The 14,381-nt window shown below is 74.1% G+C and carries 13 protein-coding genes, 1 tRNA gene and 1 pseudogene; 6 read left to right on the top strand and 9 right to left on the bottom strand.

What is annotated here, in order from left to right; genetic code table 11:
* Position 1: 1 nt before the first annotated feature.
* Positions 2-1,657 (bottom strand): carboxyl transferase domain-containing protein, encoded by a 1,656-nt coding sequence (locus JKP75_RS05055; protein WP_309229520.1) that lies wholly within the window; start codon positions 1,655-1,657, stop codon positions 2-4.
* 86 nt (positions 1,658-1,743) lie between these two features.
* On the opposite strand from JKP75_RS05055, the gene JKP75_RS05050 reads away from it, so the two are divergent.
* Positions 1,744-2,349 carry a TetR family transcriptional regulator gene (locus tag JKP75_RS05050; RefSeq protein WP_200492291.1) on the top strand — a complete coding sequence of 202 codons (606 nt, stop codon included), beginning with the start codon at positions 1,744-1,746 and terminating at the stop codon, positions 2,347-2,349.
* Positions 2,350-2,419: 70 nt separating this feature from the next.
* Here the strand turns inward: JKP75_RS05050 and JKP75_RS20540 are convergent, their stop codons facing one another.
* Together JKP75_RS20540 and JKP75_RS05045 are read right to left on the bottom strand one after the other, a co-directional pair.
* Positions 2,420-2,626, bottom strand: a complete 207-nt coding sequence (locus tag JKP75_RS20540) for a hypothetical protein (protein WP_242472776.1) — start codon at positions 2,624-2,626, stop codon at positions 2,420-2,422.
* Positions 2,623-4,215, bottom strand: coding sequence for a hypothetical protein (locus JKP75_RS05045; protein ID WP_242472774.1), 1,593 nt, complete (start codon positions 4,213-4,215; stop codon positions 2,623-2,625). Before JKP75_RS05045 ends, JKP75_RS20540 begins: the two co-directional genes overlap by 4 nt.
* Positions 4,216-4,421: 206 nt before the next feature.
* Between JKP75_RS05045 and orn the strand changes: the two genes are divergently transcribed.
* The 3 genes from orn (at position 4,422) to JKP75_RS05030 (ending at position 7,898) form a co-directional block, all read left to right on the top strand.
* Positions 4,422-5,078 (top strand): oligoribonuclease, encoded by a 657-nt coding sequence (gene orn, locus JKP75_RS05040; protein ID WP_200492292.1) that lies wholly within the window; start codon positions 4,422-4,424, stop codon positions 5,076-5,078.
* A 94-nt stretch (positions 5,079-5,172) separates the two neighbouring features.
* A tRNA-His gene (locus JKP75_RS05035) sits at positions 5,173-5,248 on the top strand.
* A 409-nt stretch (positions 5,249-5,657) separates the two neighbouring features.
* A complete protein-coding gene (locus JKP75_RS05030) occupies positions 5,658-7,898 on the top strand; it encodes a heavy metal translocating P-type ATPase (RefSeq protein WP_242472018.1) in 2,241 nt (746 codons plus the stop codon).
* Here the strand turns inward: JKP75_RS05030 and JKP75_RS05025 are convergent.
* The 6 genes and pseudogenes from JKP75_RS05025 to JKP75_RS05000 all read right to left on the bottom strand — a co-directional run bounded on the left by JKP75_RS05025 (position 7,855) and on the right by JKP75_RS05000 (position 12,037).
* Positions 7,855-8,514 carry a peroxidase-related enzyme gene (locus JKP75_RS05025; protein WP_242472773.1) on the bottom strand — a complete coding sequence of 220 codons (660 nt, stop codon included), beginning with the start codon at positions 8,512-8,514 and terminating at the stop codon, positions 7,855-7,857. The genes JKP75_RS05030 and JKP75_RS05025 overlap by 44 nt on opposite strands.
* Positions 8,515-8,602: 88 nt before the next feature.
* A complete protein-coding gene (locus JKP75_RS05020; RefSeq protein ID WP_200492297.1) occupies positions 8,603-9,877 on the bottom strand; it encodes a cytochrome P450 in 1,275 nt (424 codons plus the stop codon).
* Positions 9,874-10,089: a ferredoxin gene (locus tag JKP75_RS05015; RefSeq protein WP_200492299.1), complete on the bottom strand. Its 216-nt coding sequence runs from the start codon at positions 10,087-10,089 to the stop codon at positions 9,874-9,876. The genes JKP75_RS05020 and JKP75_RS05015 overlap by 4 nt, the downstream gene beginning before the upstream one ends.
* Positions 10,086-10,481 (bottom strand): TetR/AcrR family transcriptional regulator C-terminal ligand-binding domain-containing protein, encoded by a 396-nt coding sequence (locus tag JKP75_RS05010; RefSeq protein ID WP_200492821.1) that lies wholly within the window; start codon positions 10,479-10,481, stop codon positions 10,086-10,088. The genes JKP75_RS05015 and JKP75_RS05010 overlap by 4 nt, the downstream gene beginning before the upstream one ends.
* 124 nt (positions 10,482-10,605) lie before the next feature.
* Positions 10,606-10,704 (bottom strand): annotated as a pseudogene (locus JKP75_RS24360) (hypothetical protein); the annotation flags it as partial.
* A gap of 61 nt (positions 10,705-10,765) precedes the next feature.
* Positions 10,766-12,037 carry a cytochrome P450 gene (locus JKP75_RS05000; protein WP_200492301.1) on the bottom strand — a complete coding sequence of 424 codons (1,272 nt, stop codon included), beginning with the start codon at positions 12,035-12,037 and terminating at the stop codon, positions 10,766-10,768.
* A gap of 150 nt (positions 12,038-12,187) precedes the next feature.
* Here JKP75_RS05000 and JKP75_RS04995 point away from each other — a divergent pair, with 150 nt between their 5' ends.
* Positions 12,188-13,354: a lactate 2-monooxygenase gene (locus JKP75_RS04995; RefSeq protein WP_309229519.1), complete on the top strand. Its 1,167-nt coding sequence runs from the start codon at positions 12,188-12,190 to the stop codon at positions 13,352-13,354.
* A 58-nt stretch (positions 13,355-13,412) separates the two neighbouring features.
* Complete coding sequence (locus JKP75_RS04990) at positions 13,413-14,144, top strand: CPBP family intramembrane glutamic endopeptidase (RefSeq protein WP_200492820.1); 732 nt, start codon at positions 13,413-13,415, stop codon at positions 14,142-14,144.
* The last annotated feature ends 237 nt before the right edge of the window (positions 14,145-14,381 follow it).

The following is a 14,381-nucleotide window of genomic DNA, read 5'->3' as shown; positions in this document are numbered from 1 at the left end:
ATCAGCGTCCTCTCGACGGGGCAGAAATGGCCATGTCTGCCCTCACATCCCGGAAGACGCCGTAGCCGACCTCCTCGAGGGGCGCGTTGGCGCAGGCGGACAGGGCCAGGCCGAGCACGGTGCGGGTGTCGGCCGGGGCGATGACGCCGTCGTCCCAGAGCCGGGCGGTCGCGTAGTAGGGGTGCCCCTGCTCCTCGTACTGCGCGCGGATCGGCGCTTTGAACGCCTCCTCGTCCTCGGCCGGCCACTCCTCGCCGCGGGCCTCCAGGCCGTCGCGGCGCACCTGCGCGAGCACAGACGCCGCCTGCTCCCCGCCCATCACCGAGATACGGGCGTTGGGCCAGGTGAACAGGAAGCGGGGCGAGTACGCCCGGCCGCACATCGAGTAGTTGCCGGCGCCGAACGAGCCGCCGATGACGACGGTCAGCTTGGGCACCCGGGCGGTGGCGACGGCGGTGACCATCTTGGCGCCGTGCTTGGCGATGCCCCCGGCCTCGTAGTCGCGGCCGACCATGAACCCGGAGATGTTCTGCAGGAACAGCAGCGGGATCTTCCGCCGGTCGCACAGCTCGATGAAGTGCGCGCCCTTGAGCGCGGACTCGCTGAACAGCACGCCGTTGTTGGCGATGATCCCGACCGGGTGGCCGTGCAGCCGGGCGAAGCCGGTGACCAGGGTCGGGCCGTAGAGCGGCTTGAACTCGGCGAACCGGCTGCCGTCGACCAGCCGGGCGATGACGTCGCGGACGTCGTACGGGGTGCGCGGGTCCGGTGGCACCACCTCGGTGACCGAGGCGGGGTCCAGCAGCGGCTCCTCGACCGGGTCGACGTCCCACGGCCGGGGCTCGCGCGGGCCGAGGGTGCCGACGATCTGACGGACGATCTGCAGGGCGTGCGCGTCGTCGTCGGCCAGGTGGTCGGTGACCCCGCTGACCCGGCTGTGCAGGTCTCCCCCGCCCAGGTCCTCGGCGGTGACCACCTCGCCGGTCGCCGCCTTCACCAGCGGCGGGCCGCCCAGGAAGATCGTGCCCTGGCCGCGGACGATGACGGCCTCGTCGCTCATCGCCGGCACGTACGCGCCGCCGGCGGTGCAGGAGCCGAGGACGGCGGCGATCTGCGCGATGCCCGCCTTGGACAGGTTGGCCTGGTTGAAGAAGATGCGACCGAAGTGCTCGCGGTCCGGGAAGACGTCGTCCTGCATCGGCAGGAACGCCCCGCCGGAGTCGACCAGGTAGATGCACGGCAGCCGGTTGGCCAGCGCCACCTCCTGCGCCCGCAGGTGCTTCTTCACCGTCATCGGGTAGTAGGTGCCGCCCTTGACGGTGGCGTCGTTGGCGACGACGACGCACTCCCGGCCGGCGACCCGACCGATGCCGGTGATGATCCCGGCGGCCGGGGCGTCGCCGTCGTAGAGGCCGTGCGCGGCCAGCGGGGACAGCTCCAGGAACGGGCTCCCCGGGTCGAGGAGGGCGTCCACCCGCTCCCGCGGGAGCAGCTTGCCGCGGGAGACGTGCCGCTCGCGGGCCCGCTCACCCCCGCCGAGCGCCGCGGTGCGCAGCTGCTCGGCCAGGTCCTCGGCCAGCGCGGCGTGCGCCGCGGCGTTGCGGGCCGCGGTCGCGGGGTCGGGCGACGTCGAACGGGTGAGCACCGGCGCGTCCACGAGAGCAGGTTAACCATCGTTCACACCGTGAGCCAGCCCACACGCGTGCGGATCGGCGGCCAACCCGCCGACCGTAGGATCCGGCCGTGACGACCTCGGGGGCGCAGCGCGACACCGCTCTGCACGCCGACGCCGACCGGCCCTCCCGGCGCGAGCAGATCCTGCAGGCGGCGGCCCAGCTGTTCGCCGAGCGCGGCTCCCGGGCGGTGGGCGTGGACGATGTCGGCGCGGCCGTGGGCGTGACCGGCCCGGCGATCTACCGGCACTTCGCCGGCAAGGACGCGATGCTCGCCGAGATGCTGCTGCGGATCAGCGAGCGGCTGCTGGCCGGCGGCACGGAGCGGGTGGCCGCCGCCGGCGAGGACCCGCGCGCGCAGCTGCGGGCGCTGATCGCCTTCCAGGTCGAGTTCGCGCTGGAGAACCCGGCGCTGATCACGGTGCACGACCGCGACCTCGGCTCCCTGGCCGAGGCCGACGCCGCCCAGGTGCGCCGGCTCCAGCGCCGCTACGTCGAGGTGTGGGTCGGGGTGCTCGCCCGGCTGCACCCGACTGCGGACCCCGCCGCCTGCCGCGCCCGCGCGCACGCCGTCTTCGGGCTGATCAACTCCACCCCGCACAGCGCGGGGCAGCTCGACCGCGCCGCGATGGCCGCGCTGCTCACCGGCATGGCCGAGGCCGCCGCGACCGCCTAGCGCCGCCGCGAGATCTGCACACTCGGGGCTTTCCGGCGCGCGAAGACCCCGAGTGTGCAGATCTCGCGGATCAGCCCAGGAAGGGCGGAGTGGTCAGGGACAGGGCGTCGGTGGCGATCTGGTCGACCTCGGCCTCCGTGCCGCCGGCGGCCGGGTCCACCCACGCGCTCTCGACGATGGTGACCGTCGGGCCGGAGACGGCGCTGGCGTACTCGGCCTTCTGCAGCTTCTCCGGGCCACCGGGGTAACGGACGCCCTCGCGGAGCAGGTCGCTCACGTTGCCGCTGCCGCTGGTGTCGGCTCGGCCGCGCAGGTCCCGCGCCGCGGCGGTGTCGGGCATGCGGACCCGCGAGACGGAGACGACGACGTCCCGCCCGCCGACCTGCGCCGAGTACAGCGCACGGGAGAGCCCCGTGCAGTCCGACGCCTGCAGGAAGGCCGCGATCTCGCCGTAGGCGTGCCCGGCGCAGCTCTCCTCGACCTGGGCCGCCTCCACGGTGAAGGCCACGCCCGCCACCTCCTGGACGCTGCCGACGGCGGGACCGGTCGGGCCGGGCTCCTCCGCGGGCTGCTCCGCCTGGGCGGCGCCACCGGTGCCGCCGTCGTCCCGCCCGGCGAGCGCCAGCCCGACGCCGACCCCGGCCAGCACGAGCAGGACCACGGCCAGGAGCACGAGCAGGGTGCGGCGGGTGCGGCCCGGCGCGTCCCGGCATCGGCCTGGTCCGGTGCGTCCCAGAACTGCTGCGGCGCCGGCTGCGCGGCCACGGGGGCGGCTGCCTGCGGGGCGACCGGCTGCTGGGCGGGCAGGACGCTGGTGCGGGGCGCCGCGGGCGGCGCGTCGGGCTCGCCGGCGGCGAACAGCCCGCCGATGCCGGCGTCGCCGGGCGGGTCGGCCGGGCCGTCGACGGCCACGGTGTCGCGGGCCACGGTGTCGCGGGACGACGAAGGGCCGTCGATGGCCACCGTGTCGCCACCGGGCGCGGCCGGGCCATCGATGGCGACGGTGTCCTTGGGCGCCGTCGCGGCGGCCGCGGCGTGCGCGGCGGCGACGGAGGCCGCCACCGCCTGGTCGATGGCGGCGCGGGACGGGCCCGCCGCCGGGGAGGGCGCCACCGGCTGCGGCGTGGTGGCCGGCGTGGTTGCCGGCGCGGTCGGGGCGGCGGAGCCGGGCGAGGCCGCCATCGCCGCCGGGGTGAGCAGCTGCGGGCGGCGCAGCACGTAGGGCGAGTAGGGGAAGCCCTCGCCGTTGAGCTCCTCGACCGAGGGCCCGCGCCCCTGCAGGCCGAGCGCCTCGAGCGCGGCGCGGACGTCGGCCGTCGTCCAGAGCCGGGGGTTGTCCACGCCGGTGTACCGGCTCGCGCGGGCGAACCCGAGCAGCAGGGAGCGGGTCTCGAGCAGCGCGACCTGGTCGCCCTCGCCCAGGTCGCCGTCGGCGGGCAGGAGGCCGTCGACGTCGCCGGAGAGCACGGTCAGCCGGGCGATCCGCCCGGGCTCGAGCCCGGCCCGGCGCAACCGCACGGCGGTCTCCATCCCGGCGCGCATCAGCCCGTCCAGCGGCGTCGACCCGCCGCCGGCCAGCTGGAGCACCGCTCCCCCGGTGCCCGCGGGCCCGATCGTCCACGGCCCCTCCGGCGAGGCGTTGACGACACCGGACTGCCGGGCCACCTCGGCCACGCGGATGACCGCGATGCCCTCGGGCACGAAGAGGATCGCGTCGGAGAGCCGGCGCTGGAGCGGCCCGTCGGAGAACGGGATCGCCGCGACGACCGCACCCCGGACGGCGTTGCCGGTGTCCCAGCGCACGAGCTCGGAGAAGAAGGCGCGCTCCCCGTCCGTCTGCGGCGGCAGCGGGGTCAGGGGCAGCACGGTCGTCCTCCGGGCGGTGGGTGGGCGGGGTTGCAGCGCCGGTCGCCGGCGACGGTCGCCGGATCGCGGCCTCCCCGACGCTACGTCACATCACGGGGCGGTCTCGGGGACCGCGCCGGATCCCGCGCGAATCACACGCCCCGCCCGGCGCGACGCGGTCGGCGCCCGGGGGCCCCTGTCGGGGGCGTTGCGTACTGTCGGTCGCCGTGGCTGACAGCGCAGGGCACCTGGTCTGGATCGACTGCGAGATGACCGGGCTGGACCTCGTCAAGGACAAGCTCATCGAGGTCGCGGTGGTCATCACCGACTCCGAGCTCAACGTCCTGGACCCGGGTCTGGACCTCATCATCGGTGCGGACGACGCCGACCTCGACGGCATGAACGACGTCGTGCAGGAGATGCACGCGAAGTCGGGGCTGACCGAGGAGGTGCGCGCCTCCACGCTCACCGTGGCCGAGGCCGAGCAGCAGGTCCTCGCCTACATCAAGCGGTGGGTGCCCGAGCGCCGGACCGCCCCGCTGTGCGGCAACTCGATCGGCACCGACCGCGGCTTCCTCGCCCGCGACATGCCCGAACTGGACGACCACCTGCACTACCGGATGATCGACGTCTCCTCGGTCAAGGAGCTGGCCCGCCGCTGGTTCCCCCGCGTCTACTTCGGCCAGCCGGCGAAGGGCCTGGCGCACCGCGCGCTGGCCGACATCATCGAGTCCATCCGGGAGCTGGCCTACTACCGCCGGACGGTGTTCGTCGCCACCCCCGGCCCGACCAGCAGCGAGGCCAAGAAGGCCGCCGAGCAGGTCGTCGGCGGGTTCGCCGCGCTGCTCGCCGGCGAGCAGGAGCCGGTCGCCGACGAGGCGTGAGGAACGCCGCTCCCCGGGCCTCGTCGGGTCCGCGGAGCGCTCCGGTATCGTTGCGCCGGTTCCCCTCCGCGCTCGCCCGCGGAGGACGGACATGGTGGGTGTAGCTCAGCTGGTAGAGCACCAGGTTGTGATCCTGGGTGTCGCGGGTTCGAGCCCCGTCACTCACCCCACACGGTGGAGGCCCTGGTCAGTTCGCTGACCAGGGCCTCCACCCGTTCCGCCCCCGTGCGCAGCGGCGACGGGGTCGTCGCCCTGGCCGGTCCGTTCGGGTGGGGCAGAGATCCTGGACCTGCTGCCCGGCTGGCGGTCCGCCCAGGAAGCCGGCGGCGGATTCACCGCCGCTCGTCGCACCCGCGCCATTCCTGCCGGTGCAGCCGGCAAGCGCTCACTGGTGGCTGCCCCCCGTGTCTCGACCGGCCCGCCTCCCGGCGGCGCCTGGAATCCGCCTCCTACCCCCTGGAAAAATACCCCAGGGGGGTATAAGTTCGGCGCCGTACGAGGCCACCAGCGCCGCCTCTCCGGGCCGTGAACGGGCACGGCAGCCGGCCGGTGGCGGAGGGCACAGCAGAGGAGAGGGCCATGCCAGATCCGACGAGTCGCCCGGGCGGCCACGCGGGGCAGCCGGATGCGCCCGGCCACGGCCACGACCACCACCACGACCACCACGGGCCGACGCACGGACGAGGTCTGCCGGTCGCCACCGGCGACGGCCGTCCGGAGGTCACCGACCCGCTACGCGCCACCGAGGTCGTCCCCGACGGTCACGCGGGCCATGCCGGCCACGGCGGTGACCACGTGGCCATGTTCCGCCGGCTGTTCTGGCTGATGCTGGCGCTGGCGGTGCCGACGGTGCTGCTCAGCGACATGTTCGCCGACATCGTCGGCTACACGCTGCCCGACATCCCCGGCCTGGAGTGGGTCTCCCCCGTGCTGGGCACGGTCATCTACGTCTGGGGCGGGCGGCCGTTCCTCACCGGTGCGATCGGTGAGATCCGGGCCCGCAAGCCCGGGATGATGCTGCTCATCGGCATGGCCATCACCGTGGCCTTCCTCGCCTCCTGGGGCTCCACCGCCGGCGTGCTCGCCCACGACGTGGACTTCTGGTGGGAGCTCGCGCTGCTGATCGTCATCATGCTGCTGGGCCACTGGCTGGAGATGCGCTCGCTGGCCCAGACCTCCTCGGCACTGGACTCCCTGGCCGCGTTGCTGCCCGACGAGGCGGAGAAGGTCGTCGGCGACGAGGTGGTCACCGTGGCGCCGGCCGAGCTCGCCGTCGGCGATGTGGTCATCGTCCGGCCCGGCGGGCGGGTGCCGGCCGACGGGCAGGTGGTGGACGGGACCGCCGACGTGGACGAGTCGATGATCACCGGCGAGTCCACGCCGGTGCGCCGCGGTGTCGGTGACACCGTCGTCGCCGGCACCGTCGCCACCGACACCGCGATCCGGGTGCGGGTGTCCGCGGTCGGCGAGGACACCGCGCTGGCCGGCATCCAGCGGCTGGTCGCCGACGCGCAGTCCTCCACCACCCGCGCGCAGCTGCTCGCCGACCGGGCCGCCGGCTGGCTGTTCTGGTTCGCGCTCGTCGCCGCGATCATCACCGCCGTCGTCTGGAGCCTGAACGGGACGCCGGAGTCCGCGCTGACCCGAGCGGTCACCGTCCTGGTGATCGCATGCCCGCACGCGCTGGGCCTGGCCATCCCGCTGGTGGTGTCGATCTCCACCGAGCGGGCCGCCCGAGGCGGGGTCCTGGTCAAGGACCGCGGCGCGATGGAGCGGATGCGCACCGTGGACACGGTCCTGTTCGACAAGACCGGAACGCTCACGCGCGGGGAGCCCGCCGTCGACCACATCGCCGGCGTCGACCGGACCGAGGACGAGGTGCTGGCCCTCGCGGCCGCCGCGGAGGCCGACAGCGAGCACCCGCTGGCCCGCGCCATCGTCGCCGCCGCCCGGCAACGCGAGCTGGTCATCCCGCCGGCCACGCAGTTCCGCGCGTCGGCCGCGGTCGGGGTGACCGCCACCGTCGGCGGGCGCACGGTCGCGGTCGGCGGCCCCCACCTGCTGACCGAGCACGACCTGTCCCCGTTGCCCGCCAGCCGGCCGTGGGCCGAGGACGGGGCAACGGTGCTGCACGTGCTCGTCGACGGGCAGCTCGCCGGCGCGCTGGCGCTGGCCGACGAGATCCGGCCGGAGTCCCGGCAGGCGGTCGACGCGCTGCACGCGCTCGGCGTCGACGTCGTCATGATCACCGGGGACGCCGAGCCGGTCGCCCGCGCCGTGGCCGCCGAGCTCGGCATCGACCAGGTGTTCGCCGGCGTCCGACCGGAGGACAAGGCCGGGAAGGTCGCCGAACTGCAGGCCCAGGGTCGCGCTGTCGCCATGGTCGGCGACGGCGTGAACGACGCACCCAGCCTGGCCCGCGCGGACGTGGGTCTGGCGATCGGTGCCGGCACAGACGTCGCGATCGGCTCGGCCGGGGTCATCCTGGCCTCCTCCGACCCGCGCGCGGTGGTGTCGGTGATCCGGCTGTCCCGGGCCAGCTACCGCAAGATGCAGCAGAACCTGTGGGCGGGTGCGGGCTACAACCTGATCGCGGTCCCGCTGGCCGCCGGCGTGCTGGCCCCGGTCGGATTCGTCCTGCCGATGGAGGTCGGGGCGCTGCTGATGAGCCTGTCCACCGTCGTCGTGGCGTCCAACGCCCAACTGCTACGACGGCTGGACCTGAGCCCGGAAGCCAGCGTCGCCGAGATCACAGCGGGGCCGGGCAACCGGCAGGTCAGCGAGGAGCGCCTGGCGCAGCACCGGTCCCGGTCAGCGTGAGCGGGGCAGCCGGCCGAGCAGGTGGAACTCGGGGTTGGGCGGGATCGCGGCGAAGTGCGCCAGCCGGTTCGACAACCCGAAGAAGGCGGTGATCGCTCCCACGTCCCAGACGTCGTCCTCGGTCAGGCCGTGGCCGCGGAGCCGGTCGAGGTCCCGCAGCGGTGACCGATGCGGGCTCGACGGCGAGCCGCACGGCGACGTCGAGCACGGCGTGCATCCGCGCCTCCAGCGGCGCCTTCCGCCAGTCGACCGCGACGAGGTCGGCCAGGGTGGGGTCCTTCGTGCGGATCCGGGCGATCGCGCCGTGCGCGACCACGCAGTAGGCGCAGTCGTTGGCCGCGCTGGTGGCGACGACGATCAGCTCACGCTCACCGGTGGACAGACCGGGGGTGTCCTTGTCCATCAGCGCGTCGTTCAGGGCGAAGAAGGCGCGCGCCTCGTCCGGCCGCCAGGCCAGCGCCGCGAATACGTTCGGCAGGAAGCCCGACCGCTCCTCGACGTCGGCGTAGCGCTCCGCCAGGTCCGGGGGCAGACCGGCCGGGTCGGCGAGGGGGAAGCGGCTGGGCGCCCCGCCCGCCGCCGGGTGGGGCTCGGCGTGGTCGTCCGCGCTCCTCATGCAGGGTTCCTCCTCCCCCGCGGCCACCCGCTCCACCCGGAGGGGGCGCCCACCACGTGAGCGTCCCCTCCGGGCGAGGGACGAGCCGTCAGCCGATGCGCAGCGGCAGGGCCCGGGGCCCGCGGATCTGGCCCGCCGACCACCGGACGGCGGCCGGGTCCTCGAGGCTGAACTCCGGGACGCGGTCCAGCCAGACGTCCAGCGCCACCGTCAGCTCCATCCGCGCCAGGTGCGAACCCACGCAGCGGTGGATGCCCAGCCCGAAGGCCGCGTGCCGGTTCACCTCGCGGTCGATGACCACCTCGTCGGCCCGCTCGAAGCGCTCCGGGTCGCGGTTGGCGGCCGGGAACGGCAGCAGGACCCAGTCCTCCTTCTTCATCTGCACGCCGCCGAGCTCGACGTCCTCCTTGACCAGGCGGGCCATGGTCACCGGCGCGTAGGCCCGGAGGAACTCCTCGACCGCCTTCGGCCGCAGCGACCGGTCCTCGACCAGGCGCTTGCGGTCCTCGGGGTTCTTCGCGAGGTGCCACAGCGAGGCGCCGATGGCGCTCCACGTCGTGTCGATGCCGGCGATGAGCAGCAGCGTCATCGTGCCCACCACGTGCTGCGGCTCGAGCTTCTGGCCGTACAGCTCGGCGTTGAGCAGGTAGGTGGTCAGGTCGTCGCGCGGGTTGTCGATGTGGTCGCGGACCTGCTCGAACAGGTAGTTGGAGAGCGCCATGCCCCTCTCCTGGCGCTCCTCGATCGGGTCGTTCGCCCCCTCGAGCACGTTCTCGACGAAGCGGGTGAACTTCTCCGTGTCCTCCTGGGGGAAGCCGAGCATGTCGGCGATGACCCGCATGGGGATGTACATGCCGTACTCGGTCGCCGCGTCGACGACGTCCCGGCCGGCGAAGCCGTCGATCAGCGAGTGGCAGAAGGCCTCGGTCGTCACCGCCTGCTTGGCCACGTTCGCCTTGGTGAACGCCGGCAGCAGCAGCTTGCGCGCGTCGTGGTGGAACGGCGGGTCCGACGAGATCGGCGGGGCGAAGCCCACCGGCGCGATGTCCAGCGGCGGCCGGACGTTGCTGATGATGATCGCCCGCGACGTGAAGTGCTCGGTGTCGTACGCGATCGCCTGCACGTCCTCGTAGCGCGTCGGCAGCCAGGCACCGCCGAACCGCTCGGTGTGCGCCACGGGGCAGCGGCCGCGCAGGTCGTCCCAGATCTGGATCGCGTTCTCCGCGTACTCCTCCTCGAAGTGCGAGAAGTCCGTGGTCCAGTCCTTCACCGGGCCGGTGATGATCTCGTTGACCGTGCCGAGCTGGGACTCGGCGATGCGCTGCTGCCTGGCCTCCTCGGTGAACCTGTCGTCGACGGTCACAGCCGCGCCTCCTCGTGGACGAGCACCGCGGACTCCGGGCAGTTGGCGGCGGCCAGCCGCACGTCGCCCTCCCGGCCGGCGGGCACCTCGCCGTCCGCGGTCAGGGCGGTGAGCGTGGCGTAGCCCTCCTCGTCCTCGCCGAACAGGTCGGGGGCGAGGTCGTAGCAGCGGCCGTGCCCCTGGCACGTCGCGGAATCGATGCTGACTCTCATGCGTGGGTTCCGATCTCTTCTCCGGTGCGGACGGGGTCCAGGCAGCTGACGACGCGGATGAGGATTTCGGTCCACTCCTCGTCGCCGACGTCGTGCAGGTCGGGGCCGATCAGCGTGGTGCCGGCGGCCAGGGCCAGGCAGAAGTGCGCGACCGCCTGGGGCGACAGAGCGGGGTCCAGCTCCCCGCGGGCCTGGCCGTCGCGGACCAGGGAGGCCAGCCAGTCGGCGCGCTCGCGGATGTAGTCGCGCAGCGCCGTCGCCACCTCGCCGTGGTGCCGGGCGGCGATCAGCGCCTCGACGGCGAGGAAGCCGTCGGGGTCCGGTCGCCGGCGCAGCGCCGCGCCGGTCTGGAGGAGCAGGTCGGCCACCGACCGGGTCGGGAACCGGGCCACCAGCTCCTCCAGCGGCCGGCGCCCGTGCGTGCGCAGCGCGCCGATGAGCAGCTCGGCCCGGGAGGCGAAGTGAGCAGTACAGCGCGCCGTTGCTCAGCCCCGCCGCCCTGGCGATGTCGGCCACGCGGGTGCCGTCGTAGCCGCGGGCGGCGAAGACGTCAGCGGCAGCGCGCAGCAGGCGCCGCCGGGTGTCCTCCGCGTTCGCCCCCACCGTGCGCCCCATGGCGAAATGACATGTGATTCAGTTCACAATGTCAAGGGCCTGGGGCGCGACGTAGGTGGGCTCAGCGCAGCCGGAGCGGGAGGCTCCGCGGCCCCCGGATCTGCCCGGTCGACCAGCGCACGGCCGCCGGGTCCGCGAGCTCGAAGTCGGGGATGCGGTCCATCCAGACGTCGAGGGCGATCCGCAGCTCCATGCGGGCGAGGTGCGACCCGACGCAGCGGTGGATGCCGAGCCCGAATGCCGCGTGCCGGTTCACCTCGCGGTCGATGAGCACCTCGTCGGCGCGCTCGAAGCGCTCGGGGTCGCGGTTGGCGGCCGGGAAGGGCAGCAGCACCCAGTCCTCGGCCTTCATCTCGACGCCGCCGAACGCGATGTCCTCCTTCACCAGCCGGGCCATGGTGACCGGCGCGTAGGCGCGCAGGAACTCCTCCACGGCCGTCGCCCGCACGGCCGGCTCCTCGACCATCCGGCGCCGGTCCTCCGGGTGCTGGGCGAGGTGCCAGAGCGAGGCCCCGATCGCGCTCCAGGTGGTGTCGATGCCGGCGATGAGCAGCAGCGCCATCGTGCCGGCGACGTGCTGCGGCTCCAGCTTCTGGCCGTACAGCTCGGCGTTGAGCAGGTACGTGGTGAGGTCCTCGCGCGGGTTGTCCAGGTGGTCCTGGATCTGCGCGAGGAGGTAGTCGAAGAGCTGGTCGGGCTGCGCCTCGCGCTCCTCGAGCGGGGTGTTGATGCCCTCGAGGGCGTCCTCGACGAAGTGCTTGAACCGGTCACTGTCCTCGGCCGGGAAGCCGAGCATGTCGGCGATCACGCGGATCGGGATGTGCATGCCGTACTCGGTGGCGGCGTCGACGACGTCCCGCCCCGCGAAGCCGTCGATCAGCGAGTGGCAGAAGGCCTCGGTCGTGACCGCCTGCTTCGCGACGTTCGCCTTGGTGAACGCCGGCAGCAGCAGCTTGCGGGCGTCGTGGTGGAACGGCGGGTCCGAGGAGATGGGCGGCTCACCGCCGACCGGTGCGATGTCCAGCGGCGGGCGGTAGTTGCCGGCGATGATGGCCCGGGAGCTGAAGTGCTCGGTGTCGTAGGCGATCGCCTGGACGTCCTCGTACCGGGTCGGCAGCCAGGCGCCGCCGAACCGCTCGGTGCGCGCGATCGGGCACCGCTCGGGGAGGTCCGCCCAGATCTCGATCGCGCGCTGCGCGTACTCCGGCTCCGTGTGCGAGAAGTCCGTCGCCCAGTCCGACACGGGCCCCGTGACGATCTCGTTCCAGGTACCCAGGTCCTCCCGCTCGGCCTGCTGCTCGCGGAACTCGGCGAACCTGTCGTCGACGGTCATGCCCGGAAATGAAATGTGGTTCAGGTCACGCCGTCAAGGGGGTCAGCCGCGGCTCGGAACGCGACGACCGGTCCCTCGTCGGCACCGCTGCCTACGATGCGCCCGATCGGTGGGCTCCCCGCGCGCCGGCCCGACCCACGAGGAGTGCACGTGGCCAACCACGGCGACTGGCAGTTCGGGATCTACTTCAACGGGCTGGTCGGCCAGAAGCCGTCGCTGCCCATGGAGTACGGCGCCCTCGAGCGCGCCGCGGAGGCCGCCATGACCGAGGAGGTCTGGTCCTACGTCGCCGGGGGTGCGGGCAACGAGCACACCCAGCGCATCAACGTGCACGCCTTCGAGCGGTGGGGGCTCATGCCCCGCATGCTCTCCGGCGCCGCCCAGCGCGAGCTGGGCGTCGAGCTGTTCGGCCAGCAGCTCCCGAGCCCGCTGATGCTCGCCCCGGTCGGCGTGATCGGCATCTGCGAGCCCGAGGGCCACGGCGACCTGACCACGGCCCGTGCCGCCGCGACCACCGGCGTCCCCATGATCGCCTCCACGCTCATGCAGGACCCGATGGAGGACGTCGCCGCAGCGCTCGGGGACACCCCCGGCTGGTTCCAGCTCTACCCGCCGAACGACCGCGAGCTCACCGAGAGCCTGGTCCGGCGGGCCGAGGCCGCCGGCTTCACCGCCATCGTCATCACGCTGGACACGCTCACGCTCGGTTGGCGGCCCCGCGACCTGACGATCGCGAGCTTCCCTCAGCTGACCGGCCTGTGCCTGGCCAACTACACCTCCGACCCGGTGTTCCGCTCCCGGCTGGCCGCGCCGCCGGAGGAGGACCCGCAGGGCGCCGTCGGCCACTGGGCCTCGATCTTCGGCAACCAGAGCCTGAGCTGGGACGACCTGGGCTGGCTGCGGTCGCTCACCACGCTGCCGATCCTGCTCAAGGGGATCTGCTCCCCCGACGACGCCCGCCGCGCGATCGACGCCGGCGTCGACGGCATCTACTGCTCCAACCACGGCGGCCGGCAGGCCAACGGCGGGCTCCCGGCGCTGGACTGCCTGCCCGACGTCGTGGACGCCGCGGGCGATGCGCCGGTCATCTTCGACAGCGGGGTCCGCGGGGGGCCCGACGTCGTCAAGGCCCTGGCCCTGGGCGCCCGGGCGGTCGCGGTGGGGCGGCCCTACGCCTACGGCCTCGCCGTCGGCGGCCAGGAGGGCATCGAGCACGTGCTGCGCTGCCTGCTGGCGGAGATCGACCTGACGATGGCGGTCAACGGCTACCCGTCGATCGCCTCCCTGACCCGCGAGGCGCTGCGGCCCGTCGGCTAGGCCGGGCTCGTCCGCCGGGGGCGACGCCGTCCCCGCTCCCGGGGTGGAGCCTGCGCGGGTGACCCGCGCCGCGCGCCGACCGTCGGCCGCGCACGTCCCGTCGACGACGGACCGGGCGTTCGCGGCCGCCCTGGTCGTGCTGCTGCCGGTGTGGAACGGGGTCCTCGTCGGCCGGGTGCCGTCGGCGGCCTACGTGCCGGTGAACCTCGCCGCGAGCGCCGTCCTGCTGGCGGTGGCGCGGTGGAGCGGCCTGTCGTGGGCGGCGCTCGGGCTGTCCCGGCACCGGGTGGCGGCCGGGCTCCGGTGGGGTGGCGCCGCGTTCGGCCTCGTGGCGGTCGGGCTCGCCGTCGCCGTCGTCGTCCCGGTCCTCCGGCCGCTGCTCGCGGACGCCCGCGCCGCCGGCCGGGACGGCGCAGACCTCGCCGGTGAGCTCCTCGTCCGCATCCCGCTCGGGACGGTGCTGTGGGAGGAGGTCGCCTTCCGGGGCGTCCTGCTGGCCGCGCTCGTCCGGGTGCTGCCGGTCGGCCGGGCGGTGGCCGTGGCCGCGGTCGTCTTCGGGGCCTGGCACGTCCGGCCCACCCTCAGCGGCCTCGCGGCCAACGACCTGGGCGACTCCGCCTGGCTGCGCGCACTGCTGGTGGTGGGCGTCTGCGCCTTCACCGCGTGCGCGGGGGCCCTGTTCAGCTGGCTCCGGCTGCGCAGCGGCAGCCTGGTGGCCCCGGCCCTCCTACACCTCGCGACGAACACGCTCGGCACCGTCGCGGCCGTCGCCGCCCACCGGCTGGGCTGAGCGGTACCCGGTGCGGCTCATCCCCGGCGGAGGAGCCCGCCCGCCCCTGGGACCGGCACCATCGGCTCCGCTGCGCGACGGGGCGCCGGCAGCACATCCCGGGCCGAGCCGGCCCTGCACCCGGAGGCGACGCATGGCCTGGATTTGGGTCTCCGTGCTCGGCCTGGCGGCCGAGACGGCCGTGATCATCGCCCTGGGCCGGCGGTCGACCGCCGCCTGGGAACCGGCGGACGACCC

The organism is Blastococcus sp. TML/M2B (assembly GCF_016612865.1).
Classification (GTDB): domain Bacteria; phylum Actinomycetota; class Actinomycetes; order Mycobacteriales; family Geodermatophilaceae; genus Blastococcus.
The sequence above is the reverse complement of the archived record's forward strand: the minus strand, read 5'-3'. Positions and strand labels throughout refer to the sequence as shown.